The 24,605-nt window shown below is 33.1% G+C and carries 25 protein-coding genes; 20 read left to right on the forward strand and 5 right to left on the reverse strand.

The genetic code is table 11. From position 1 onward, the window contains the following. The first annotated feature begins 123 nt into the window (after window positions 1-123). The 7 genes from NLJ00_RS18405 (at window position 124) to acs (ending at window position 10,838) form a co-directional block, all read left to right on the forward strand. Window positions 124-1,299, forward strand: a complete 1,176-nt coding sequence (locus tag NLJ00_RS18405; protein ID WP_256634902.1) for a 2-isopropylmalate synthase — start codon at window positions 124-126, stop codon at window positions 1,297-1,299. A 77-nt stretch (window positions 1,300-1,376) separates the two neighbouring features. Then, the gene (leuB, locus tag NLJ00_RS18410; protein WP_053474512.1) at window positions 1,377-2,495 is read left to right on the forward strand and encodes a 3-isopropylmalate dehydrogenase; all 1,119 of its coding nucleotides are present in this window, start codon (window positions 1,377-1,379) and stop codon (window positions 2,493-2,495) included. Between the two features lie 267 nt (window positions 2,496-2,762). Further along, the gene (ilvD, locus tag NLJ00_RS18415; protein WP_053474513.1) at window positions 2,763-4,436 is read left to right on the forward strand and encodes a dihydroxy-acid dehydratase; all 1,674 of its coding nucleotides are present in this window, start codon (window positions 2,763-2,765) and stop codon (window positions 4,434-4,436) included. 123 nt (window positions 4,437-4,559) lie between these two features. Then, complete coding sequence (gene ilvB, locus NLJ00_RS18420; RefSeq protein WP_256634903.1) at window positions 4,560-6,254, forward strand: biosynthetic-type acetolactate synthase large subunit; 1,695 nt, start codon at window positions 4,560-4,562, stop codon at window positions 6,252-6,254. Between the two features lie 88 nt (window positions 6,255-6,342). Further along, on the forward strand, window positions 6,343-6,864 hold the full coding sequence (gene ilvN / locus NLJ00_RS18425) for an acetolactate synthase small subunit (protein WP_053474515.1): 522 nt from the start codon (window positions 6,343-6,345) through the stop codon (window positions 6,862-6,864). An 87-nt stretch (window positions 6,865-6,951) separates the two neighbouring features. Then, the gene (ilvC, locus tag NLJ00_RS18430) at window positions 6,952-8,421 is read left to right on the forward strand and encodes a ketol-acid reductoisomerase (RefSeq protein ID WP_256634904.1); all 1,470 of its coding nucleotides are present in this window, start codon (window positions 6,952-6,954) and stop codon (window positions 8,419-8,421) included. A gap of 506 nt (window positions 8,422-8,927) precedes the next feature. After that, complete coding sequence (acs, locus tag NLJ00_RS18435) at window positions 8,928-10,838, forward strand: acetate--CoA ligase (protein WP_180860064.1); 1,911 nt, start codon at window positions 8,928-8,930, stop codon at window positions 10,836-10,838. Between the two features lie 365 nt (window positions 10,839-11,203). Here the strand turns inward: acs and NLJ00_RS18440 are convergent, their stop codons facing one another. After that, a complete protein-coding gene (locus NLJ00_RS18440; protein WP_180860062.1) occupies window positions 11,204-11,800 on the reverse strand; it encodes a 3'-5' exonuclease in 597 nt (198 codons plus the stop codon). Between the two features lie 3 nt (window positions 11,801-11,803). Then, window positions 11,804-13,717 (reverse strand): DUF294 nucleotidyltransferase-like domain-containing protein, encoded by a 1,914-nt coding sequence (locus NLJ00_RS18445; RefSeq protein ID WP_053473176.1) that lies wholly within the window; start codon window positions 13,715-13,717, stop codon window positions 11,804-11,806. Window positions 13,718-14,087: 370 nt separating this feature from the next. On the opposite strand from NLJ00_RS18445, the gene NLJ00_RS18450 reads away from it, so the two are divergent. From NLJ00_RS18450 to NLJ00_RS18505, 12 genes are all read left to right on the forward strand, one after another. Next, window positions 14,088-15,266, forward strand: a complete 1,179-nt coding sequence (locus NLJ00_RS18450; RefSeq protein ID WP_256634905.1) for a protein rep — start codon at window positions 14,088-14,090, stop codon at window positions 15,264-15,266. Then, window positions 15,263-15,607 carry a hypothetical protein gene (locus tag NLJ00_RS18455; RefSeq protein ID WP_256634906.1) on the forward strand — a complete coding sequence of 115 codons (345 nt, stop codon included), beginning with the start codon at window positions 15,263-15,265 and terminating at the stop codon, window positions 15,605-15,607. The genes NLJ00_RS18450 and NLJ00_RS18455 overlap by 4 nt, the downstream gene beginning before the upstream one ends. 274 nt (window positions 15,608-15,881) lie before the next feature. Beyond that, window positions 15,882-16,082, forward strand: a complete 201-nt coding sequence (locus NLJ00_RS18460) for a hypothetical protein (RefSeq protein WP_256634907.1) — start codon at window positions 15,882-15,884, stop codon at window positions 16,080-16,082. A gap of 49 nt (window positions 16,083-16,131) precedes the next feature. Continuing rightward, the gene (locus NLJ00_RS18465) at window positions 16,132-16,299 is read left to right on the forward strand and encodes a hypothetical protein (RefSeq protein WP_256634908.1); all 168 of its coding nucleotides are present in this window, start codon (window positions 16,132-16,134) and stop codon (window positions 16,297-16,299) included. A gap of 119 nt (window positions 16,300-16,418) precedes the next feature. After that, complete coding sequence (locus NLJ00_RS18470; protein ID WP_256634909.1) at window positions 16,419-17,141, forward strand: hypothetical protein; 723 nt, start codon at window positions 16,419-16,421, stop codon at window positions 17,139-17,141. Window positions 17,142-17,143: 2 nt separating this feature from the next. Continuing rightward, complete coding sequence (locus NLJ00_RS18475; protein WP_256634910.1) at window positions 17,144-17,686, forward strand: hypothetical protein; 543 nt, start codon at window positions 17,144-17,146, stop codon at window positions 17,684-17,686. 115 nt (window positions 17,687-17,801) lie between these two features. After that, on the forward strand, window positions 17,802-18,014 hold the full coding sequence (locus NLJ00_RS18480; RefSeq protein WP_256634911.1) for a hypothetical protein: 213 nt from the start codon (window positions 17,802-17,804) through the stop codon (window positions 18,012-18,014). 25 nt (window positions 18,015-18,039) lie between these two features. Continuing rightward, window positions 18,040-18,213, forward strand: coding sequence for a hypothetical protein (locus tag NLJ00_RS18485; protein ID WP_256634912.1), 174 nt, complete (start codon window positions 18,040-18,042; stop codon window positions 18,211-18,213). Beyond that, on the forward strand, window positions 18,185-18,748 hold the full coding sequence (locus NLJ00_RS18490) for a hypothetical protein (protein ID WP_256634913.1): 564 nt from the start codon (window positions 18,185-18,187) through the stop codon (window positions 18,746-18,748). Before NLJ00_RS18485 ends, NLJ00_RS18490 begins: the two co-directional genes overlap by 29 nt. Before the next feature lie 123 nt (window positions 18,749-18,871). Further along, a complete protein-coding gene (locus tag NLJ00_RS18495; protein ID WP_256634914.1) occupies window positions 18,872-19,444 on the forward strand; it encodes a hypothetical protein in 573 nt (190 codons plus the stop codon). Window positions 19,445-19,461: 17 nt separating this feature from the next. After that, the gene (locus tag NLJ00_RS18500) at window positions 19,462-20,058 is read left to right on the forward strand and encodes a hypothetical protein (protein WP_256634915.1); all 597 of its coding nucleotides are present in this window, start codon (window positions 19,462-19,464) and stop codon (window positions 20,056-20,058) included. A gap of 1,088 nt (window positions 20,059-21,146) precedes the next feature. Beyond that, window positions 21,147-21,554: a helix-turn-helix transcriptional regulator gene (locus NLJ00_RS18505; RefSeq protein WP_256634916.1), complete on the forward strand. Its 408-nt coding sequence runs from the start codon at window positions 21,147-21,149 to the stop codon at window positions 21,552-21,554. 69 nt (window positions 21,555-21,623) lie between these two features. Here NLJ00_RS18505 and NLJ00_RS18510 read toward each other — a convergent pair whose 3' ends face one another. The 3 genes from NLJ00_RS18510 to NLJ00_RS18520 form a co-directional block, all read right to left on the reverse strand. Next, entirely contained in the window at window positions 21,624-21,857 is a 234-nt protein-coding gene (locus NLJ00_RS18510; protein WP_256634917.1) for a hypothetical protein, read from the reverse strand. A gap of 201 nt (window positions 21,858-22,058) precedes the next feature. Next, the gene (locus tag NLJ00_RS18515; protein WP_256634918.1) at window positions 22,059-22,442 is read right to left on the reverse strand and encodes a hypothetical protein; all 384 of its coding nucleotides are present in this window, start codon (window positions 22,440-22,442) and stop codon (window positions 22,059-22,061) included. Window positions 22,443-22,530: 88 nt separating this feature from the next. Continuing rightward, entirely contained in the window at window positions 22,531-22,950 is a 420-nt protein-coding gene (locus NLJ00_RS18520) for a hypothetical protein (protein WP_180861757.1), read from the reverse strand. Window positions 22,951-23,090: 140 nt separating this feature from the next. Here NLJ00_RS18520 and NLJ00_RS18525 point away from each other — a divergent pair, with 140 nt between their 5' ends. Next, a complete protein-coding gene (locus tag NLJ00_RS18525; protein ID WP_256634919.1) occupies window positions 23,091-24,320 on the forward strand; it encodes a multidrug effflux MFS transporter in 1,230 nt (409 codons plus the stop codon). Window positions 24,321-24,605 lie beyond the last annotated feature (285 nt).

The following is a 24,605-nucleotide window of genomic DNA, read 5'->3' on the forward strand; positions in this document are numbered from 1 at the left end:
TAAATATTTAAGTCGTTATAAATTGTGTTATGAACAGTATAATTTCATTAAAATGAATTTCGTACTGCGATTGTACAATATATATTTGTTATCAAGATGTGAAATTACATTAAATAAATGAATATGAATAGAGAGAAAGTTCAAATTTTTGACACCACATTACGCGACGGTGAACAAGTTCCAGGATGTAAGTTAGATACTAAGCAAAAATTAGTTATCGCAGAACGACTAGACAAAATGGGAGTTGATATTATCGAAGCCGGTTTCCCTGTGTCAAGTCCGGGCGATTTTTTATCGGTCTCTGAGATTTGTAAAATTGTAGAAAATGCAACCGTCTGCGGATTGACAAGAGCCGTAAAAAACGACATTGATGTTGCGGCAGCTGCTTTAAAGCACGCTAAAAGACCTAGAATCCACACCGGAATCGGAACCTCACAATCTCATATACTCCATAAATTACAAACTACCCCAGAAGATATTATTGCAAGAGCAAAATTTGCAGTAGCTCACGCAAAAACATATGTAGAAGATGTTGAATTCTATGCAGAAGATGCTGGTAGAACAGATAATGCTTTCCTTGCAAAAGTTTGCGAAGAAGTAATTAAATCTGGTGCAACGGTATTAAATATTCCTGATACTACAGGATATTGTCTTCCAGAAGAATACGGAGCAAAAATTAAATATTTAAAAGAAAACGTAAAAGGAATCGAAAACGTAATCCTTTCATGTCACTGTCATAATGATTTAGGAATGGCAACTGCAAACTCAATTGCAGGAGCTATAAATGGTGCTAGACAAATTGAATGTACTATTAATGGTATTGGAGAAAGAGCCGGAAATACTGCACTTGAAGAAGTGGTTATGATTTTCAAACAACATCCTTACTTAAATTTAGATACAAACATTAATACAAGAGAATTAAACGAAATGAGTCGTTTGGTTTCTGAAAGTATGGGAATGATTGTACAGCCAAATAAAGCGATCGTAGGAGCAAATGCTTTTGCACACAGTTCTGGAATTCATCAGGATGGTGTGATTAAAAACAGAGCGACTTATGAAATCATGGATCCGCTTGATGTTGGTGTAAACGAATCTTCAATTATTTTGACTGCAAGAAGCGGAAGAGCTGCATTAGCTTACCGTGCTAAAAAAGTAGGTTACGAATTGACTAAAGTGCAATTAGACATTGTATATATTGAGTTCCTGAAATTTGCAGATATCAAAAAAGAAGTTGTAGATGCAGATATTCACCAAATTATTGAAGCTTCTAAAATTGAAGGTGATTTAATCAGAAGCTAGTCAAAAAAGAAAATAGAAGAAAGAGTAAAGAAAAAAGAAAAAATAATAAAGATTTAAATCATAAAGAACGAGACGTTATGAATTTGAAAATAGCAGTTTTACCAGGAGACGGAATTGGACCAGAGGTTATTGCGCAGGCCAAAAAAGCATTATACGCTATTGGCGAAGTGTACAATCATGAATTTGTTTTTGAAGAAGCGCTCATGGGTGCTATCGCCATTGACAAAACTGGAAACCCGCTGCCGGAACAAACTTTAAATCTTTGTTTAAATACTGATGCTGTTTTATTTGGTGCCATTGGAGATCCTAAATACGATAATAATCCAAATGCAAAAGTTCGTCCGGAGCAGGGATTATTGAAACTTCGTAAAGAATTAGGTTTGTTTGCCAACATTCGCCCAATAAAACCTTACAAAGCATTAGTTGACGCATCTCCTTTAAAAAGAGAAATTATTGAAGGTGCAGATTTTACAATTTTCAGAGAATTAACAGGCGGCGCTTATTTTGGAGCTAAAACACTAAATGAAGAAGGAACACACGCTTCAGATTTATGTGAATATTCAGAAGAAGAAATTACAAGAATTGCACATTTAGCTTTTAAATCGGCACAAAACCGACGTAAAAAGCTGACAATGGTTGACAAAGCAAATGTTTTGGAAACTTCAAGATTATGGAGAAAAGTAGTTCAAAAAGTGGGCGAAAGTTATCCTGATGTTCTTTTAGACTTTTTATTTGTTGATAACGCGGCAATGCAAATCATCTTAAATCCGAAACAATTTGATGTGATTTTGACAGAAAATCTATTTGGAGATATTTTATCAGATGAAGCAAGTGTAATTACAGGTTCAATTGGTTTATTAGCTTCGGCATCTTTAGGAGAAAAAAATGCGCTTTTCGAACCAATCCACGGATCTTATCCTCAGGCAAAAGGAAAAAATATTGCCAATCCAATTGCTTCGATTTTATCAGCAGCAATGTTGTTAGAACATTTCGGATTGTTTACAGAAGCAAATGTGATTTATAAAGCTATTGAAAAAGCAATTGAATATAAAGTCGTTACAGTTGATTTAAAACCAGATTCAAAATTCGGTACAAATGAAGTAGGGGAGTTTGTTTCAAATGTTATTTTCAGCAAAGATGACCTGTTATATTTCAGAAATGACAATGTTCATATCGGACAGTCGACAATAGTTTAAAGTTTTTATTAAAATTATGAATTAAGTAACAAGAAGTATTGAAAATGTTGAGATTTTATTTTTTTAGTTCTTAAAGTTTCCGTACTTTTGTAACACTAAAAAAATAAAGATGCAAATCTCAATTATTATTACTTCTGTCGTTGTTGTCAATGTGTTTCGCACATCTGCATCGGGAATGGTATAAATATAATTGAAAAACTATATTACAAACCTTCCAAATACTGGAAGGTTTTTTTTTGAATAAAAATTAAAATAAATAATACAATAATGGAATTAAATAAGTACAGCAAAACCATCACTCAAGATCAAACACAGCCAGCGGCGCAAGCGATGTTATACGGTATTGGTTTAACTGAAGAAGATTTAAAAAAAGCACAAGTAGGGATTGTGAGCATGGGTTACGATGGTAACACGTGTAACATGCACCTGAATGATTTAGCAAAAGATGTTAAAAAAGGTGTTTGGGATGCAGATCTGGTCGGACTTATTTTTAATACCATTGGTGTAAGTGACGGAATTTCAAACGGTACTGAAGGAATGCGTTATTCATTAGTATCACGTGACGTTATTGCAGATTCTATAGAAACAGTTGCAGGAGCACAATGGTACGATAGTATTATTGCAATTCCCGGCTGTGACAAAAATATGCCCGGTGCATTAATCGCAATGGGAAGATTAAACCGTCCGTCAATGATGGTTTACGGAGGATCTATTCACTCTGGAAAATGGAAAGGAGAATCTTTAAATATTGTTTCTGCTTTTGAAGCTTTAGGGAAAAAAGTAAAAGGAGAAATTACTCCGGAAGATTTTAAAGGTGTTATTCAAAATGCATGCCCTGGAGCTGGTGCTTGTGGCGGAATGTATACGGCAAACACAATGTCTTCTGCAATTGAAGCATTAGGAATGAGTATGCCATACAGTTCTTCTAATCCTGCTTTAAGTCAGGAAAAAAGAGACGAATGTCTTGCTGCCGGAGCTGCAATTAAAATTTTATTAGAAAAAGATATTAAGCCAAGAGATATTATGACTCGTAAAGCTTTCGAAAATGCTATTACAATTGTAGCGGTTTTAGGAGGTTCTACAAATGCTGTTATGCATTTAATTGCTATGGCACATTCTGTTGGTATCACAATTACTTTGGATGATTTTCAGGCTATTAACGACAGAACTCCGGTTCTTGCTGACATGAAACCAAGTGGTAAATATATGATGGAAGATATTCATGAAGTAGGAGGTATTCCGGGAGTAATGAAATATCTGTTAAAAGTGGGATTGATTCACGGAGATTGTTTAACCGTAACGGGAAAAACAGTTGCTGAAAATTTAGCTTCAACTCCGGATTTACAAGACGGACAAGAAGTAATTCACGAAATTCAAAAAGCGTTAAAACCAACTGGAAATATTCAGGTTTTATACGGAAACCTTGCTTCTGAAGGTGCTGTAGCAAAAATCAGCGGTAAAGAAGGAGAATATTTTGAAGGTCCGGCTGTAGTTTTTGAAGGTGAATTTGAAGTAATTCCAGGTCTTCAGGCCGGAAAAATTAAACCGGGTAATGTAGTCGTCATCAGGGGTTGTGGACCAAAAGGTGGTCCGGGAATGCCTGAAATGCTAAAACCAACATCAGCTATTATTGGAGCTGGATTAGGAAGCAGCTGTGCACTTATTACAGATGGTAGATTCTCCGGAGGTTCACACGGATTCGTGGTAGGACACGTTACACCAGAAGCATATGATGGTGGTGGTATTGCACTAGTAAAAGATGGAGATATAATCGCTATCGACGCTGTGAAAAATACAATCGACCTGAAGATATCTGACGAAGAATATGCAGCTCGTAAAGCGGCTTGGGTTCAACCAGCGCTAAAAGTTGACAGGGGAGTTTTACTTAAATACGCAAGGTCGGTTTCAAGCGCATCAACAGGATGTGTTACCGATAACTAGCATTCAATTACAATTTCAAAAATCAATTTCAATAAAATGAAAAAGATTTTGGAATAAACTATAAAAGTGTAAATCTCTATTTCTTAAAAAAAAATAGAAATAAGAGAGAAAAAAATATACCAAATGGGAACAATTAGGATATCAGGCGCCGAAGCCGTTATTAGATGTTTATTAGCAGAAGGAGTAGACTTAATTTATGGTTATCCGGGAGGAGCAATCATGCCGGTTTACGACGAATTATATAAATTTCAGGATCAGTTACACCATGTTTTAGTACGCCACGAACAAGGTGCAACGCATGCTGCTCAGGGTTATGCAAGAGCGACAGGAAAAGTAGGGGTGGCAATTGCTACTTCTGGACCGGGAGCAACAAATTTAGTTACCGGAATTGCTGATGCTCAAATCGATTCAACTCCAATGGTTTGTATTACCGGACAAGTTGGAAGACATTTATTAGGATCTGATGCTTTTCAGGAAACAGATATTATTGGAATTTCTACTCCGGTTACAAAATGGAATTTTCAGGTAACAGAGGCTTCTCAAATTCCTGAAATCATTGCAAAAGCATTTTATATTGCTCGTTCTGGACGTCCAGGACCTGTATTAATTGATATTACTAAAAACGCTCAGTTTGATGAGTTAGATTTTAGTTATGAAAAATGTACGGCAATCAGAAGTTATGTTCCGGTTCCAAAATTAAAATTAGATAAAGTTGCCGAAGCTGCAGCCTTAATCAACAGTGCTAAAAAGCCTTTTATAGTTTTCGGTCAGGGAATTATTTTAGGTCAGGCTGAAGCCGAGTTTAAAGCAGTTCTTGAAAAATCAGGAATTCCGGCAGCTTGGACTATTTTAGGACTTTCGGCTTTGCCAACAGATCATCCTTTAAATGTAGGAATGCTTGGAATGCACGGAAATTATGCGCCAAATTTACTAACGAACGAATGTGATGTTTTAATTGCCTTCGGAATGCGTTTTGACGATCGTGTTACAGGTAAATTGGCTACTTACGCAAAACAGGCAAAAGTGATTCACTTCGAAATTGATCCTGCAGAGGTTGATAAAAACGTTAAAACAGAAGTTGCTGTTTTAGGTGATGTAAAAGAATCTTTAGCTGCTTTATTACCATTACTGGATGCAAAATCTCACGATTTATGGCATAATGAGTTTAAAGAATTGGCTAAAATAGAATATGATACAGTTATTAAAGACGAATTAAACCCAGAAACTCCGGGACTTTCGATGGGTGAAACTATCGAAATGATCAACAAACACTCAAAAGGTGATGCGATTATCGTTTCAGATGTAGGTCAGCACCAAATGTTTGCGTGTCGTTATGCTAAATTCAATTCAACTAAAAGTAATATTACTTCTGGCGGATTAGGTACAATGGGATTTGCGCTTCCGGCTGCAATTGGAGCTAAAATGGGAAGACCAGATCGTGAAGTTGTAGCTATTATTGGTGATGGAGGATTCCAGATGACGATTCAGGAATTAGGAACAATTTTCCAGACCCAGGTTCCGGTAAAAATTGTAATTCTAAACAATGAATTTTTAGGAATGGTGCGTCAATGGCAGGAATTATTCTTTGACAACAGATATGCATCAACAAAAATGATTAATCCAAATTTCACTGCAATTGCCGAAGGGTATCATATTAAATCTAAGAAAGTTACCAATCGTGAAGATTTAGATGCTGCAGTTGCCGAAATGCTTGCTTCAAAAGATTCTTATTTCTTAGAAGTCATGGTCGAAAAGGAAAACAACGTTTTCCCAATGATTCCAACAGGAGCATGTGTATCAGAAATTAGATTAAGCTAAAAAAAGGTTTCAAGTTTTAAGTTTCAGGTTTCACGTTCTCAGCAGAACTTGAAACTTGAAACCTGAAACAAAATAAACTAACAAAAAAATGGAAGATAAAACATTTACCATATCGGTATACTCAGAAAATAACGTGGGTTTATTAAATAGAATATCTGGAATATTCTTAAAGCGTCACATTAATATATTAAGTCTAAATGTTTCAGAATCAGAAATAGAGAATGTTTCAAGATTTATCATTGTAGTAAATACAACGGAGAAATGGGTTCAGAATATTGTGGGACAGATTGAAAAACAAATTGAAGTTATAAAAGCATTTTATCATACAGATGAAGAAACCATTTATCTAGAAAATGCACTTTTTAAAATCGCTTCAAGTTTGTTGTTTGATGAAAAACAAATTCAAAATATTATCAAAGACAGCCAATCGACGATTGTAACAGTTTCAAGAGATTTCTTTGTGATTTCAAAATCAGGAAGACGTTCAGAAATTGAAGATTTATACCAAAAATTCAAACCTTACGGAATTATGCAATTTGTACGTTCGGGAAGAATTTCGGTTTCAAAAGAAAAAATGGAGATTTCATCATTGTTAGAAACCTTCAAATAAAGAATTAATATGTGATATTACACGATCACAACCAATTATAAATAAATTAATTACTAAATTTCATTTCATTAAATATTTTAAAACAAAATGGCAAATTATTTCAACACATTACCACTTAGATTACAATTAGAGCAACTTGGAGTTTGCGAATTTATGGAGCAGTCAGAATTTGCAGACGGAATTTCAGCATTAGCAGGGAAAAAAGTTGTTATTGTTGGATGTGGTGCACAAGGTTTGAATCAAGGTTTAAACATGAGAGATTCAGGTTTAGATATTTCTTACGCATTGCGTGCAGATGCAATTGCTGAAAAGAGAGCTTCATATAAAAATGCAACTGAAAATGGGTTTAAAGTAGGTACTTATGAAGAGTTGATTCCAACTGCTGATTTAGTTTGTAATCTTACTCCGGATAAACAGCATACATCTGTTGTTACTGCGATTATGCCATTAATGAAACAAGGATCAACTTTAGCTTATTCTCACGGTTTTAATATTGTTGAAGAAGGAATGCAGATTCGTGAAGATATCACGGTTATTATGTGTGCGCCTAAATGTCCGGGATCAGAGGTTCGTGAAGAATATAAAAGAGGTTTTGGTGTACCAACACTTATTGCAGTTCACCCGGAAAATGATCCAAACGGATTTGGTTTAGATCAGGCAAAAGCTTACGCTGTAGCAACTGGAGGACACAAAGCAGGAGTTTTAAGATCATCTTTCGTTGCCGAAGTAAAATCAGATTTAATGGGTGAGCAGACAATTCTTTGTGGATTGCTTCAAACTGGATCTATTTTATGTTTTGATAAAATGGTTGAAAAAGGAATCGATAAAGCATATGCTTCAAAATTAATTCAATACGGATGGGAAACTATCACTGAGGCTTTGAAACATGGTGGAATCACAAATATGATGGATCGTTTAAATAATCCTTCTAAAATTGAAGCTTACGAATTAGCAGAAGAATTAAAAGACATTATGCGTCCGTTATTCCAAAAACACCAGGACGATATTATTTCTGGAGAATTCTCAAGAACTATGATGATTGACTGGGCTAATGACGATGTTAATTTATTGAAATGGAGAGCTGCAACAGGAGAAACTAACTTCGAAAAAACAGCGCCACAAGATGCTCCAATTTCTGAGCAGGAATATTTTGATAATGGAGTTTTAATGATTGCTATGGTAAAAGCTGGTGTTGAATTAGCTTTTGAAACTATGACAGAGGCTGGAATCATTGAAGAATCTGCTTATTATGAGTCATTACACGAATTACCATTAATTGCAAACACAATCGCAAGAAAGAAATTGTTTGAAATGAACCGTGTAATTTCTGATACTGCAGAATATGGCTGTTATTTATTTGATCACGCTTGTAAGCCATTGTTGACTGAATTTATGAAAAAAGTAGAAACAAATATTATTGGAAAACCATTTTCAACTTCAAATGGAGTAGATAATAATGTTTTAATTGCTGTAAATAAAGAAATTCGTCAGCATCCTATCGAAGAAGTAGGAGCATGGTTGAGAGAATCAATGACAGCAATGAAAAAAATTGTATAATAAAATTGGGAATTTCCACGCATTCCGAATGTAGTGGAATTTGCTCTGTATCAATGTTTTAAATTAATATTTTGAATTAGTAAGCACTTATTAAGAAAATAGATATAGATGCATTTTGCATTCACTTAACTTCTGTTATTTAAGCAAGTTAAGTGAAGCGGATCCCTAAAATTGGGGTATATTTTTTAATCAAAAAATATACTTGTTGAAATTTCTATTATAATTAATAAAGCTGCTGCTATTTTCAAAGTAGGGAAAGCATTTGTAATGCAGATATTACAAAATTAATTGTTATTGAAATTTGTTAAATAAAAAGGTATGATAATTTCTTTGTCATACCTTTTTTGCGATTTAGATTTTTTCTTAAATCGTCTTTTTTTAGAATAACTTTAAAAAAAACGTATATTTTATTTATTATATGTTTTTTTTATATAAAATTTATGAATTAAATAATTTTAAGAATAGAAGCAGATTTAATACATTTATAAAAAAAATTCCACAAAACTATGAGTTATTATAAAATTGAAAATTTAGAACAATATTTTAAACATTACAATAAGTCAATAAGAGAGCCAAGAAAATTTTGGGGGAAAATTGCCGAAGAAAATTTTACTTGGTATCAACAGTGGGAAAAAGTTGTTGATTTTAATATGGCCGATGCCGAAGTGAAATGGTTTACTGACGCTAAGGTTAACATTACCAAAAACTGTATCGACAGACATTTAAGCAAAAGAGGAGAAAAAACGGCTATTATTTTTGAACCGAATGATCCGTCTGAAAGCGCTTTACATATAACTTACAACGAATTATACGAACGAGTTTCAAAAATGGCGAACGTTTTGCGTGAGCAAGGGGTTCGTAAAGGAGACCGCGTTTGTATTTATTTACCAATGATTCCTGAACTTGCAGTTTCTGTTTTGGCCTGCGCCAGAATTGGAGCCATTCACTCTGTAGTTTTTGCCGGATTTTCTGCTTCTGCAGTTTCTGCCAGAATTATTGACAGCGAATGTAAAATGGTAATCACATCTGATGGAGGTTACAGAGGAAACAAAACAATCGATTTAAAATCTATTGTTGACGAAGCCTTAGACACTTGTCCGTCGGTTTCTAAAGTTTTAGTGGTAAAAAGAACAAAAACAGAAGTGGCAATGAAAGAAGGACGTGACATTTGGTTACAGCCTTTATTAGATGCCGCTCTTGACAATAGTGTTGCTGAAATTATGGATGCCGAAGATCCTTTGTTTATTCTGTATACTTCTGGATCAACAGGGAAACCAAAAGGAATGGTGCACACAACAGCCGGATACATGGTTTATACGGCTTATACATTCAAAAACGTATTCAGCCATGAAGAAAACGATATCTTCTGGTGTACGGCAGATATTGGATGGATTACAGGACACTCATACATTTTATACGGACCATTACTAAATGGTGGAACAACCGTAATTTTTGAAGGAGTTCCTTCTTATCCGGATTTTAGCCGTTTTTGGGATATTATCGAAAAACATAAAATCACACAATTTTATACAGCGCCAACAGCAATTCGTTCATTAGCAAAAGAAAGCTTAGATTATATTCAAAAATATCCTCTAAAATCGCTAAAAGTTATTGGATCTGTTGGAGAACCAATCAACGAAGAAGCTTGGCACTGGTTCAACGACCACGTTGGTGATAAGAGATGTCCGGTTGTAGATACTTGGTGGCAAACAGAAACAGGAGGAATCATGATTTCGCCAATTGCTTTCGTTACACCAACAAAACCAACTTATGCAACGTTGCCATTGCCGGGAATTCAACCAGTATTAATGGATGAAAAACGTAATGAAATTGAAGGAAATCAAGTAGTTGGAAGTTTATGTATTAAATTTCCTTGGCCTGGAATCGCCAGAACTATCTGGGGAGATCACCAACGTTATAAAGACACTTATTTCTCTGCTTTCCCTGGAAAATACTTTACAGGAGACGGAGCTTTAAGAGACGAAGTGGGTTACTACAGAATTACGGGTAGAGTAGATGATGTTGTAATTGTTTCTGGACATAACTTAGGAACAGCGCCAATCGAAGATGCCATCAACGAACACCCAGCAGTTGCAGAATCTGCTATTGTTGGATTCCCACATGATATTAAAGGAAACGCTTTATACGGTTATGTAATCCTGAAAGAAACTGGAGAAGTTAGAGATAGAACGAATTTGTCAAAAGAGATCAACCAATATATTTCTGATCATATTGGACCAATCGCTAAATTAGATAAAATTCAATTCGTTTCTGGTTTACCAAAAACACGTTCAGGAAAAATCATGCGTAGAATTTTACGTAAAATAGCCGAAGGTGATAATTCTAATTTTGGAGATACTTCAACATTATTAAATCCTGAAATTGTAGACGAGATTTTTAATTCTAGAATTTCTTAATTCTAGAATTGTATTTATAATAAAAAATGCCTCTTAAATTTTAAGAGGCATTTTTTTATGTGTTTTTGTTTAAAAAAATATTCATAATAGATGTCAGGCTGAGCGAAGTCGAAGCCCGTCATGCAGAATCACTTTGCGAGGGCTTCGACTTCGCTCAGCCTGACAATCGCATTGTTTCAACATGTAGTTTGTCATTTCGAGGAACGAGAAATCGCACAAGAAACTCGACAATGCATATCGCCAATCTTTGTAGAATTACGAGTGCGATTTCTCGTTCCTCGAATGACAAGATTGTGTATAATGTTGGAATGCTTTAATAAGGAATCAAAACTTAAATTTCTTATATAACTTATATGGTGAAAAATTTATCGTATCCCCAAACGAGATTTCAATTTCAAAAACAAAAGTCCAATTTTATAAGCATCCTCCGCAGAAGAATTTCTGTCGCTTTTTGGGATTTTATAAATTTCGCATAAATCGTTTAAAGAAAACTGCTTGTCGTTGATATCGGTTAATTTTCGATACATAACATCAATATCGAGAGCTTCATTTTTTAATCTTCCGCAATCTAATCTTTCCAGAGCAGCGTTAAGCATTTCAATATCAAAATTAATATGATGACCAACTAGAACTGCATTTCCAATAAAATTTATAAATGCCTCTAAAGCCTCAGCTTCAGGCATTTTATTCATTTTGCTTTCAATAATGAATTCATTAGAAATTCCGTGTTCTTCTAGAAATTTATACTGAAGTAAAACCGCTTCAAAATTCTCTTTAATTACAATACTGTCGTCAATTACAGAAAAAGCCCCTAAAGATAATATAACATCTTTATTAGGGTTTAAGCCAGAAGTTTCCGTCGACAAAACCACATATTTAGTGGGTTTTGCTTCTAATTTTGTTAAGTATTCCTTCCAGAATTCCGGATATTCCTTATTGATATTTTTAATCCAGTCTAGCATATTTTATGAGAATTGTGTCAGTTGAAATTTACTCTTAATAAGTTCCTCAAGATCCTTCATCGGGGTTAAAGCATTTTTTAACTTCTCTTTGTCTGATTTAGACATTTCTCTTAAATTAATATATTGCCCGGAATCGTCATTTTTTAAGCCTTCAACAGTTCTGAATTTTGAAAGTGTTAAAAAAGCTTCGGCACAACTTAAATATATTTCAGCATTTTTAGAATCGGTAATCGCTAATTGTTTGAATCTTAAATACGTATTTTTGATTCCTTTTATATTCGCGCTCAAAATTAATAAACGTGCACTGTCAATAAGCGGCATTAAAGCACGGGTTTTAATATCGAATTTTCCTTTTTGCGGACCTTCTTCTTCAACAATGAATTTCTTGAAAAAGCTTAGAGGAGAATTTCTTTTTAAAGCATCGTTTCCTAAAAAGTCAAAGAATAAAGTATTGTTTACGGCATTTTTAAATACCACATTTTCGATAACTTCTTCAATTTTTGCTTCACCAATTACAATCTCATAATCAAAGAAAATACTGCTCAAATCATTACTATTTTCACCTGGAGTATTCATCCAGCTGTTGTATTGTTTTGTCCAGTCGCTCAATGACTTACACCATAACATATTACTTCCCATGTGACCATTTGGACAATATTCGTAACCTACTTTTTCAAGGATGGCAGTTGTTCTTTTTGCCAGTCTTAAAAAGTAATCTTTTACCTCGCGATATTTCTCCGGAGCAACATCTTCAAAAATCAAAATACTATCCTGATCTGTCAATAAAAGCTGTTCCTTACGCCCTTGACTACCAATGCTTAACCATGCAAATCTGGCAGGAGGGGAGCCTAAATCTAAAATAGATAATTCTACCGCACGTTTAATGATGGCAAGGTTAATTTCGCTTGCAATATTACTAACGTGAGAAATTGGTATATTTTTCTGAATCGAATTCTGAATCAAATCTGATAAACGATCACGAATTTGTTTTAAATCTTTTGGAAGCTGCGAACGCTTAATTTCTTTAATTAAAACACCAGGGTTACTAGCTTGAGCCACAATTAAATCGTGCTCAGAAATAATTCCTTTCACAGCAGATTTACTTGTACCGTCTTTAGTAACGCAAAGGTGAGAAACATTATGCTTCAACATTAAAAGCTGGGCTTCGGCCAAAGAAACATTTTCGATTACCGTAACAACCGGCGAAGACATTATTTTGTCAATCGTCTCAGTGATAGGATAACGTCCGGTTGCAATTTTTGAAGATAAATCGGCGTGGGTTACAATACCAATTGGATTATTCTTTTCGCAAATCACAATATTATCCACCATAGATTCTGTCATTAAAATGGCAACATCTTTTACAATATGGTGAGATTCTGTTGTTAACGGAGAATTATTATAAGAAAGAGACTGAATATACTGCATCTCATTCTGCTGATCCATGAAATTACTGTCCGGATCTAATTTTCCGTTAGAACGGGAATTATCTCGTGTATGTCTTGAATTTACTGCAAAACTTTCCAGTAAAAAATTTAAAACATCTGAATTATTAGCTACAAACGGACGGAAAACAGCAATAGGAATTGCATAAACAATACTTTCTTCACGTGCTTTTGCCGTCATCATATAGTTATTTTTGGCAAAAAACGGGCGTAAACCAAAAATATCTCCTTCGTGACATTTGTTTATAAGAGTTTCCTCGGCATCAGCAATCGTTGTTAAATTAATGACTCCAGAAGCTACAACATAAAAGCTGTCGTGAAGCGGATCATTATTTTGAAACAATACTGCATGTTTTTCTAAATTAATGACACGAATATTTGTTGCGATATCTGATAATTCCTGAAAAGTTAAGTTATCAAACGGCGGGTATTCTTTTAAAAAATCTGCAATATGCTCAGCAATTGTATTCATATATGGTATAATATCTTTTAAAATATTGAATGTAAAAATAATAAAATAAACTCTTAGAATGAAACCATCTTGCTCAGAATCTAATTATTTTAAAGAAATGTTAAGAATTACTGAATTCAAGGCTTTAAAATAGTTTTTTGAGAATCAATTTTAAATAATTGATTGATTTTCATTGTTATAAATTTACAGTTTTATAAGCTTATAAACTTAATTATTCAATTTATGTTGTTTAGGGAAAGAGGTACTTGTTTAGATTATTCAGATTTATAATAGCGAATGATTTAGTATAAGATTCTTATAATTTTCTATTTTACATAATATAAATTATAGTGCAGAACAGCTTGCTCAAATATTTGATAATCAGTACTTTATGAGTGACCGCTACAAGGTCGCAGACCGCCTCGATAATAATACGGATTTGGTTGTCCGCTTAAGGCATCAAACAGATATATCTTCGGTTTATAAAACACTATTACATCGTATGAGAAATATTGCAAAAAAAAATTACACTTTGAAAGAAACTAAGGAACAACGCAAACCGAGAATTCAATTTTGTGGCTACGCTGTAAACGCAAATATCAATCAGCCGATTAATCTATGCAGAAATGACAAAGGCGGATTGTTTTTTAATGGCGTTGCCAATTGTGGCGGTTATTGGCGTTGCCCAGTCTGCGCGCTTAAAATTTCAGAACACAAAAAAGAACTTTTAAGCGGGCTTATTGGCGCTCACCAATCGAAAAACCTTTCGATTGGATTTCTTACACTAACTGTTAGGCATGCAAAGTTTGATACTTTAAAGAAAACACTTGAAAAAATCTCTGATAATTATAGAAAATTTCAACAATCAAGATTTTTCCGACAAAATCACGGTATCATCGGACAGGTAAAAACTCTTGAAATCACTTACTCCGATGGTAACGGTTGGCATCCTCATTTGCATATTTTGTACTTCTATGATAATGCAAATGATCAGGAAATAGAAAAATTTCAAAAAGAAGTTCTTAAAAGATGGGTTTCTTTTCGTGACAATGACAGCTTAATCAAAGGACAAAACCAAAAAATGTTGTCTTCCGATAACAGTGATTATTTAGCAAAGTACGATATCACTATGGAAATGACTAAAGGACAAATTAAAAGTTCTAAAGGATTGACACCATTCACAGCACTTGCAAAAATTGCCTGCGGTGACTATTCTGACTACACAGAAAAAAGAAAATTATACGGTATTTATACTTGCTATGTTGAGCAAACTCAGGGAAAACACTTTGTAAATATTTCAAATTCACTTCGTAAAGAATACAGCGAATTTATGGATGAGTTTAATAAGACGGACGACGATATCGTAAACGAAGTTACTATAGACGAAATTCTTTTAAAGGTTTCACTTCCTATCTGGAAAAAGATATGTAAAAATGATCTACAGCCTTTAGTGCTGAATAAATATAAAGAAAATGGTCTCGAGGGTGTTTACAATCTACTCACATACTTCAGAGACTTTAATGATTTAGAAATAGAAGTAGATAAAAACCAATATCCTGTTTTAATATGAATCAAGACTACGAACAATTAGCTAAAATTTTACAGGCTCAATTACCTAAACCAAAGGTAGAACAACGTTTTTTACCTCAGTTCATTTGTGCAAGCTGTGGGAATTGTGAACGAAATTATCATAAAGACGAAGCTTCGAATATCGATAACGGTTTTTGTGTTAAGTTTTTTCAAAATGTACCATTAGAGGAAAAAAACGTCGCTTGCTGGACTTCTAAACCTCATACTTATTTAGAGGATTTAACAAAACTTGGAAATTCTGAAAAGCTAAAAGATCAGCACATCAGGAACAAAAGAGCAAAAAAATTAAAAATTGAATTAGATCAACCAACACTTTTTTAATTATGAATTATCATGCAACTGTTGTCAAAGAAATCATTTCGGTTCGAAATCAATCGAAATTAATTAAGCCTTATCATTATTCGCTTTCAAAATTTAAGTCAAATAATTTAATAACTATTTATCCTATGAAAAATCAAAAATTTAATTCAGTCCTATTCGCTATCATTATTGTAGTACTAACTATTATTTTAAATATGAAGCCATGAAACCTTTAATCTTTTCAGCAGTTTACTTCGTTATGTGGTTAATTGCTATAACTAAAACAAAATAAATTATGAAAAAAATGTCAGACTTGTATAAAGGCGCTTATTTTTCTTTCTCGGGAGAAAAAACTGTATATCATGTCCAAGATATTGTTTACTCAGGAAATCGTAACGGAGATTTCAGCGTTAAATATTACAACACAAATTCAAATGCAGATTTTATTTGGACTACAAGAAATTATGATTCTGCGATAACTATCTATTATAATTAAAGAGGGGACTCCACTCCCCTCTTTAAAAAAAACCTAAATCTTGAAAACTATGGAAACCCTAAAATTCGTTACCGCTAAGCAACTATCTATTGCTTTGGGTGTTAGTGAAACATCCGCTAAAAGATATCTAAAGGATATCAAACAGGAATATCAGATTAAACATGTTTTAGGTGAACATGTAAAAAAGTATTTCAAAATTGGTACCAAAAATACCTAAAAAGTACCAAAAAGTACCAAAAAGTTTCAACCCTGAATTTCAGGGTTTTTTTGTGCCCAAATTTGTCATGTAAATAATTAATAATTGTCGGATAAAAACCGACCTAACATTTTTAAACTATGGAAATTTGGAAAGCTACGGGGGCAACTAGTACAGGTACAATCTTACTTACTAAAAGTATTTCTACTTTAATTATCGCTTCTGATTTAAGATTTTCAGAATTAACAACTGAAACAATCCGTGTAGAGGTTGAACGTGCGAACGGTTCAAACTTCGAAATTACAAAAGGAAACATGTTTCTAAAAGATTTCATCTTGGCAAATACATACGGTAGTGATGCTATCGTTTCAGATGGTCCGAGAGGTTACGATTTAGTTGCTGTTTGTGAAATTTGTAATGATGGTTCTATTCATTTATATGAAAAGGACGTAATCAAGATTGAATTAAGAGGGTTAGTTCCTGCAAATACTTATGTTGTAAACGGTATCGAAGAGCCACAAACGAGCACAGAGGTTTATTCTTTCGAGCATAAATCTATGAGTGCAGAAGACACAAACAAAGATTTCAATGTGTCAGGTTATGACATTGTTGTATTAGATAAGTCTGATACAATCGAAGAAATCAACTACACGTTCGATAACGGTCAGGTAGTAAAATACACCCTTTACGAATTGGAATCTATGAGTAAATCTATTGACCCAGTCGCATACGTTGAAACGAGCGGTCAGGTTCGTAGTGCTTATGACGGAAAAATACAGTTACCTCTTTTGGCTGTATCTAGTATCAATATTAGAAAGTCGCAAGGTACTGTACTTAATTTAACTCTTAGAAATCATTTGTAAGTATGGGATTCTTTAAAAAAATTGGTCAAGCTATTAAGAAAAATGTTTCTTTCAAAAATGTCGTAAAACTTGCTACAACTGCGGTAGGTTTTGTTCCGGGCGTTGGTGGTGTTGCACAACAGGTTATCGGTAAAGTTACCGATGCTGTGGAGGCTAAAAAACAAGCTAAACGAGCGGAAGCGGAAGGAAAACAGGCAGAGGCTGACTACTGGAATGCACAGACAAAAGCATTAGAACAAAATGCGGGTGCAACTGTTGGTGCTGTCGCAGGTTCTGCAACTGGAGTTTTTGCAGATGCAGTTTTACAAGGTGCTTATGGAGGTACTTCTAAAAGTGTAAAAGAAGGTGTTGCAAATGTTGGTGCTGATATGGCAGATATGACAATCACAGCATGGTTTAAAAAACATTGGAAGCATATTCTAATTGGTGTCGGTGTTATTGGAGTTGTTATTCTAATAAAAAAACAAATTGATCGTTCCCGTTGGTCTAGGCAGATGAAAAAACCAAGACCGGGCTTCCAAAGTCAGGGATATGCTCGAAGATAATAAACCCAAGTATTACCGTCTCTACGGTTTGATTTTCCTGATAGACACGGTAATACTTATTTTAAAGAAATTAGGCGATTTGATCGCAATTGTAAAACAAATAATACATTAAAAAATGGCACAAAAAAATATTAGAACAGACAGATTCGGAAATCCATATCAAGTGGTAGGTTGTAGAGACAAAAAAGGTAATGGATTTGCTTTTGGTTATGTTGAATTAGGCGGTAAGCTTTATAAGCTTGAACCAAGTCCAGCTAATAAAGAGGGTGTTGAAATGTGGATCAAGGTGACTGCTGTTAAAAAACAAAGTCGTTCTACTTCAATGTAATTGTAAAATTTAAAAACTAAAAAATATGAAAGGTATTAGTACGATTACAAACGTTCTTAAAATTATTGTTAAATATGGTGCTGTCATTGCGGTAGCTGTCAAAGTAATTCAATTCGCACATGATGAGTTTTCGAAATTGAATTTTGACGAACCTAAAAAAGACGTAAAAGATGTCGAAGTCATTTCTGAACAATCCTAAAGTTGCACTCGGATTACGTAATAATAATCCGGGTAACTTAAGAACTACAAATATTGCTTGGCAGGGTAAAATTCCGCTGTCACAAAATACGGGAAAAGGTTTCGAACAATTTGAAAATGTTTATTGGGGTCTTAGAGCAATGCTTAAGGATTTAATCCATGACATTAACAAAGGTAAAAATACTGTCAAACTCTTAATTTCAGAATATGCACCTAAAAGCGATAACAACGATACAGATTCTTATATTAATTCTGTTGCTAAAACACTGGGGGTCACTCCTACGCAAAAACTTACAGAAATTAATACAAAGTTTCTCTTAAAGCTTGTAAGAGCAATTTTGCAGGTCGAATTAGGAAAAGATCACAAGTTAGTAACTGATACTGATATCGTAAAAGCAATTACAATGCTTGGTGATGTATCAACAATCAATTTAAAGGTTACAATAGATAAACTGGCACTAGCAAAACAGTACATTATTCCTGCTGTTATTACAATTGGGCTTTTTTTTTATACCTGCGTAACCGTAACAATTTAAAAAATAAATCAAAATGGAAAAATTGAAAGAATTTTATCAGAACAATACAAAAGCGATTCTTATCGTAGCAGGACTTTTAGCTGCTTATTTTATTTACACAAAAATTAAACAAAATCAGAAATAATGAGATATACTACGAAAAAACGTAGCTTCTTAGATACTGCTGTAATCCCGTTCTTTAAGAAGTACGGGATTTTTTTAATTGCTCTTTTTCTTGTATTTCCCTTTGCTTACAAGTATATTAAAAACCTGATTGAGAGTGTTAGAAATACGAATCTTGAAGCTGAAAAGGTAAAAAACGCAAATGAAAATTCTAAGGCAGACCCTGTTATAACAAAGTCTAAATTTGAAGCTATAAAAAAGAAATATCCGACGTTACCTAAAAAGACAATGGACGATATTTTGGCGTCATCTTTTAAAATTGCCGAAGCATTTGGAACAAACGTTGACGATAACCATGTTTTATTAGGCGGAATGATCGACTTATATAACATTAGTGCTATGACTGAGGATGAAAAGACCGCAATGTCTTATCTTAAGAAGCATACTGGTACATTTCCAATTTTGGAAGAAATGTATTTTAAAACTGCTACTAAATCTAAGAATTTAAGAAATGATATTATTAAATATCTTTCTGATTCTCAGTATAAGGAAATGGCAAAATATTATAAATCTAAGGGCTATAACTGGCTTTAATTTAAACAAAAACAATTATGTACACATTATACTATTTAAATAGAAATTATCAGATAAGAACGATAAAGACTGCTATTTTAGATACTCCGATCAGGATTCCAGAAGACTTGGTTTTTTGTAATTTAAGAAAAGGAATCAATTTTATAAAAGAGCCACACAGATGCATCGATTTTACTGATACTGAACGTTTAATCATGGCTTCCGAATTTACGGACATGAGTACTTTAAAAGATCATGATTTCAGGAAACAAAACACTTATTTAACTCCTTTGTGTCCTATTGATGTTCCTGACATTATCATTTATGATGAAGATGTTTTTTATTACAATGATGAAGGTAATGTTTTGGTTTTTCCGCAGCATGAAGATTTACCGAATACATTAACTAACGTTTATTTGAGTTATGATGGTGTTAATTATGAGAAAATTGGAAGCGAGGTCGACGGTGACGGTTTTTACTGGAATGATGTACAAAGGCTTTATTATGCTACTATTCAGACCCTTGTATTTACAAATAAAAACTTGGTTTCTAGTGACGATATACCTACGTATGTTTTCTTTGAAAATGCACTAAACGGGAAGCGAACAAAAGTTTTTCAACTCGAAATACCTTAAATTCAAAATAATATGTATATTTGGCAAAACTTCAAGGAGAGATTATAGGTAGTGGAATACCTCTCTCGGCGATATAAATCAAGTATCATGACACATTTAACCAACTATATTATAGATAGTGCCGTCTTTTCGGTACTATCTTTTTTGTTTTTATTTTTTTTTATCTCTAACCCATAATTGGCATGTCAGAGTTTAATAATAAAAACGATTATTCAGTACAGGTGTATCTGAATAATGAAAAACGGCTATTTACTGAATATGTACACTCAATCTATGCTTACACTCAATGGCTCAATAAAAAGGGTATTATTTGGGATTATATTTTGGTTTATGTAAGACGTAGCAGGGCTGTGCTGTGTTATTATAAGAATGGCGACTTTATAGATTCTAAACCGAATTTTACAAATCGAGGAAGAACAAAACAAGGTTGGTAATTTACACCTGAAGCTATCCGTTTGTAAACGGATAAAATCGCCGGAGATTTCTAAAAATTAACGCATAAAAAAAAGAGGCTCAAACGCTGGTGGAACAGCTCGCCTCTCATTGATATAAATCTATGACAAAGATAAAAAATAATTCGAATAAAACAAGTCATACTATAAATTATAGTTCAAAAGTATATATGTCTAATTAGCGGCTGGCAAGGCTTTATTATTTGTATTCTCTTTCTATTCATAGACTTATCTCTTGTTTCAGAATCTCATATCTCAAAAAATAATTTATCTTATTCCAAATATGAGATTTATATTGATTTGAATTCGTATCATTTTATTGCCTTAAAATTTCTCATATTTGAAAAATAAAATTTTCAAATTTCAAATAAGGAATTTATACGCGTTCAAATAAAAAAGCATCATGTATATGTAATGCTTCAAATTTTCCATATTTGGAAAATTATTTTATTTTTTTCAAATAAACGGATTTTCCGTTGAGTGAAATTTCAATTTCTATAATAGAAATTTCTCAATTCCTTGTTTAACTTTTAAAGCTCTCGATACGTCACAATTTCTATTTTTAATTTAAACCTTTATATGTCTTAATTATTTTAAGTAAAAATCCTATATTTGACATTTATGACAGATCGCAACATGACAGATAAAATAATACATCAAGGTAGAAATATAAAACGTTTCCGTGAAATGTTAGGTATTAAACAGGAAGCACTTGCCTTTGAATTGGGCGAAGAATGGAATCAAAAGAAAATTTCTCTTTTGGAGCAAAAAGAATTGATTGAAAATAATATTTTAGATCAAGTGGCTAAAATTCTTAAAGTGCCTGTTGAAGCTATCGAGAATTTTGATGAAGATTCTGCAATTAATATTATAGCAAGTACTTTCCACGATAGCGCTGTTGCGAATACTTTTACAGATGGCGCACAGGCAAACTTCAATTGCACATTCAATCCTTTAGATAAAATGGTTGAGCTTTACGAGCGTATGCTGCAGCAGCAAAAAGAAATGATTGATAAGTTAGAAAAGTTGATTCAGGGAAAGTAAAGAAATTGTTTACTATAGACATTATATAATAGATAAGCCTTTGTATTAATTTACAAAGGCTTATTTAATTTAATAGTTGATACCTAATTCTCTTGTACTCTTTGTTTGCTTTATTGGTTCAGGTTTTGGTTGATTAACCCTAAAAACTTTTTCGCAAAATTCTATATTCTCTTGAACATCAATTTGAATACCTCCTCTTAAAGTGATTACACATTCTTCATTTGGTTTTTCGCCAAAATGCACTACTTCATCTTTTTTAATGTAACATATTTTTCTGTTACTTGTAAATTTTTCAAAGCCCATCTTTATATGTTTTTATGTTATTTATAACGAATATAAATAAGGAAAGCGACATAACCTAATTAAAGTATAATTATTTATTCTTTTATAGCAATTGACAAAGTGAAATTAAATTATTTGCACTATACATCATGTATATGCAATGCTTCAAGATAAGTTAGAAAAGTTGATACAGGGAAAGTAAAAAAATAAATTACTACGACATTATTCGTATAATTTCTTCATAATTAATTCTTTAGGAACTAAATCATTTCCGCCTCGTTTTCTAAATTGAATGACATTATCTTCTACTACTAAAACTGCACTTGAACTTGATCCGTCTTTGTTTATCAGTTTTATTTGAGCCGTGTCGCCCAATGGATAAACATATCCCGTAATATCCAAAACTCCCGAATTTAATTCTTTAGAATCGCTTGTAACTTCTGCAGTTCCTGAAATCATATAATTTGACTGTGCCATTGTTATGGTAAAAACATATTGTTTTTTACAGTCTTTGCATTTTTCTGATCCCCATGTGCCGGTAAATTTATTGGTTTGTGAATATGATTGAAAGCTTATAAGAATCAGAAATAAAATAATTTTTTTCATAAATTTTAAATATGCAGAATTTGATTCAAATATAAACGAAAAAAGCATCACAGAATTGTGATGCTTTATATTTCGCGTATTTGAAAATTTAATTTAATTTTTTCAAATAAACCGATTTTCCGTTAAGTGAAACTTCAATTTGATTTGTCTTTTCAGTAAATGTTGTTCTCAGCACATTTCCGTTAAAAAGTGAAACGTCCCCGTAAACTTTTCCAGTTTCATCAGAAACATATTCAAACAATAGTTTTTTATTGTCTGGTTCAATTCCAAGTTTATAACTTGAAAATTTTGTTCCTTTTAAATCAAATTGCTGCTGTGAATCAATAATTTTTCCATCAGCATAAAAATTTGTGATCGTTTTGCTTAAAGTAATATCCGGATAATATTGATTTACTTTTGTTAGTAATGCATATTGCTCCACATTTGCATCTTCCTGTTTTGATGAAATAGTTTGAGCAAAAGAAATTGTTGTAAAAATAAGTGCTAATAGTAAAGTGAATTTTTTCATAATCTAAATTTTATAGTTAATGTTTCAAAACATTTTCGAAACGTTATATAATAACCATTTTTGAATTAAAGTAATTATTATTTACAACAAGATAGTTAATATTTATCTTTGCACGAAATTAAAAGCAATATTTTAAGAAAATGACAACAAAAAAATATATTCAACTTATACTTATTTTAGGTTCTTTAACTGCACTTGGCCCTTTTTCAATTGATATGTATCTGCCTGGTTTCTCTGATATTGCTAAGGATTTAAATACATCTGTAGCAAAAGTTTCGATGAGTTTGTCGAGTTATTTTATCGGAATTTCAGCAGGACAATTACTTTACGGACCTTTATTAGACCGTTTCGGACGTAAAAAACCTTTATTTGTGGGTTTAATGGTTTATATTTTAGCTTCTTTAGGCTGTGTATACGTTGCTGATATTGACTCATTTATCTTTTTACGTTTTATTCAGGCTATTGGCAGTTGTGCTGCAACAGTTGCTTCGGTTGCGATGGTTCGTGATTTATTTCCTGTAAAAGATATTCCTAAAGTATTCTCTTTATTGATGCTTGTTTTAGGGCTTTCGCCGATGCTGGCGCCCACAATTGGCGGTTATGTAACTCAGGATTTTGGCTGGCATATTGTATTTCTTATACTATTTTGTATGGGAATTACTATTTTAATTGCTGCTCAAGTTGGTTTGCCAAATAGTTATAAACCAGATCATTCTATTTCTTTAAAACCAAAACCTATAATTTCTAACTTTTTAAAAGTCCTTAAAGAGCCTCAGTTTTATACGTATGCATTTACGGGAGCAATCGCTTTTTCGGGATTATTTACTTATGTAGCGGCCTCACCTATCATTTTTATGGATATTTACCATGTTGACGCTAAAACATACGGATGGATTTTTGCTTTTATGTCGGTTAGTTTTATTGGTTCGAGTCAGTTGAATTCGGTTTTATTGAAAAGATTTTCCAGCGAACAAATGATTTTTGCTGCTTTAATTTTGCAATCTTTAATTACAATTGTATTCCTGATCCTTTCGGTAAACAATCTATTAAGTTTGTATTCAACAATCGTAATGTTGTTTTTATTCCTGGGTTGTTTAGGAATTTCAAATCCAAATACTGCAGGACTTACAATGGCTCCATTTGCTAAAAATGCCGGAAGTGCTTCCGCTTTAATGGGCGCTATTCAATTAGGATTGGGAGCTTTAGCTTCATTTGCTGTCGGAATTTTTGTTAAAGATTCTGTAGCGCCAATGGTTCTTATTATGACCGTTACTACAATTATTGCTTTTGTAGTTTTAAATATCGGAAAACGTTTTATTAAAAATAAAGTTGAGATTGCTGAAAGTGATGATGTGGTTGTGGGACACTAAATACTTAAATTCCAATTTTTAAAATTCCAAATTCCAATTGGATTATAAAATAAAAAAAAGCCAGAATCTTTGATTCTGGCTTTTTTATGTTTAACAGTTTGTCATTTCGACTGAAAGGAGAAATCGCACTAGAATATCGACAAAGATTGGAGATTTAGATTGCGGAGTTTCGTGTGCGATTTCTTCTTTCAGTCGAAATGACAATACTTTGTGGATCTTCTACAAGAAACCGGACAGGTTTTTAAAACCTGTCCGGTTTAGCTCACTCAAAAAAAAATCCAAACT

The sequence above is a fragment of the Flavobacterium panici genome (assembly GCF_024499525.1).
GTDB lineage: Bacteria > Bacteroidota > Bacteroidia > Flavobacteriales > Flavobacteriaceae > Flavobacterium > Flavobacterium panici.

Excerpts from the sequence above, each read along its gene's own strand:
- NLJ00_RS18405 (WP_256634902.1), top strand. The coding sequence starts at position 124 with ATGAATAGAGAGAAAGTTCAAATTTTTGACACCACATTACGCGACGGT.
- leuB (WP_053474512.1), top strand. The coding sequence starts at position 1,377 with ATGAATTTGAAAATAGCAGTTTTACCAGGAGACGGAATTGGACCAGAG.
- ilvD (WP_053474513.1), top strand. The coding sequence starts at position 2,763 with ATGGAATTAAATAAGTACAGCAAAACCATCACTCAAGATCAAACACAG.
- ilvB (WP_256634903.1), top strand. The coding sequence starts at position 4,560 with ATGGGAACAATTAGGATATCAGGCGCCGAAGCCGTTATTAGATGTTTA.
- ilvN (WP_053474515.1), top strand. The coding sequence starts at position 6,343 with ATGGAAGATAAAACATTTACCATATCGGTATACTCAGAAAATAACGTG.
- ilvC (WP_256634904.1), top strand. The coding sequence starts at position 6,952 with ATGGCAAATTATTTCAACACATTACCACTTAGATTACAATTAGAGCAA.
- acs (WP_180860064.1), top strand. The coding sequence starts at position 8,928 with ATGAGTTATTATAAAATTGAAAATTTAGAACAATATTTTAAACATTAC.
- NLJ00_RS18440 (WP_180860062.1), bottom strand. The coding sequence starts at position 11,800 with ATGCTAGACTGGATTAAAAATATCAATAAGGAATATCCGGAATTCTGG.
- NLJ00_RS18445 (WP_053473176.1), bottom strand. The coding sequence starts at position 13,717 with ATGAATACAATTGCTGAGCATATTGCAGATTTTTTAAAAGAATACCCG.
- NLJ00_RS18450 (WP_256634905.1), top strand. The coding sequence starts at position 14,088 with ATGAGTGACCGCTACAAGGTCGCAGACCGCCTCGATAATAATACGGAT.
- NLJ00_RS18455 (WP_256634906.1), top strand. The coding sequence starts at position 15,263 with ATGAATCAAGACTACGAACAATTAGCTAAAATTTTACAGGCTCAATTA.
- NLJ00_RS18460 (WP_256634907.1), top strand. The coding sequence starts at position 15,882 with ATGAAAAAAATGTCAGACTTGTATAAAGGCGCTTATTTTTCTTTCTCG.
- NLJ00_RS18465 (WP_256634908.1), top strand. The coding sequence starts at position 16,132 with ATGGAAACCCTAAAATTCGTTACCGCTAAGCAACTATCTATTGCTTTG.
- NLJ00_RS18470 (WP_256634909.1), top strand. The coding sequence starts at position 16,419 with ATGGAAATTTGGAAAGCTACGGGGGCAACTAGTACAGGTACAATCTTA.
- NLJ00_RS18475 (WP_256634910.1), top strand. The coding sequence starts at position 17,144 with ATGGGATTCTTTAAAAAAATTGGTCAAGCTATTAAGAAAAATGTTTCT.
- NLJ00_RS18480 (WP_256634911.1), top strand. The coding sequence starts at position 17,802 with ATGGCACAAAAAAATATTAGAACAGACAGATTCGGAAATCCATATCAA.
- NLJ00_RS18485 (WP_256634912.1), top strand. The coding sequence starts at position 18,040 with ATGAAAGGTATTAGTACGATTACAAACGTTCTTAAAATTATTGTTAAA.
- NLJ00_RS18490 (WP_256634913.1), top strand. The coding sequence starts at position 18,185 with ATGTCGAAGTCATTTCTGAACAATCCTAAAGTTGCACTCGGATTACGT.
- NLJ00_RS18495 (WP_256634914.1), top strand. The coding sequence starts at position 18,872 with ATGAGATATACTACGAAAAAACGTAGCTTCTTAGATACTGCTGTAATC.
- NLJ00_RS18500 (WP_256634915.1), top strand. The coding sequence starts at position 19,462 with ATGTACACATTATACTATTTAAATAGAAATTATCAGATAAGAACGATA.
- NLJ00_RS18505 (WP_256634916.1), top strand. The coding sequence starts at position 21,147 with ATGACAGATAAAATAATACATCAAGGTAGAAATATAAAACGTTTCCGT.
- NLJ00_RS18510 (WP_256634917.1), bottom strand. The coding sequence starts at position 21,857 with ATGGGCTTTGAAAAATTTACAAGTAACAGAAAAATATGTTACATTAAA.
- NLJ00_RS18515 (WP_256634918.1), bottom strand. The coding sequence starts at position 22,442 with ATGAAAAAAATTATTTTATTTCTGATTCTTATAAGCTTTCAATCATAT.
- NLJ00_RS18520 (WP_180861757.1), bottom strand. The coding sequence starts at position 22,950 with ATGAAAAAATTCACTTTACTATTAGCACTTATTTTTACAACAATTTCT.
- NLJ00_RS18525 (WP_256634919.1), top strand. The coding sequence starts at position 23,091 with ATGACAACAAAAAAATATATTCAACTTATACTTATTTTAGGTTCTTTA.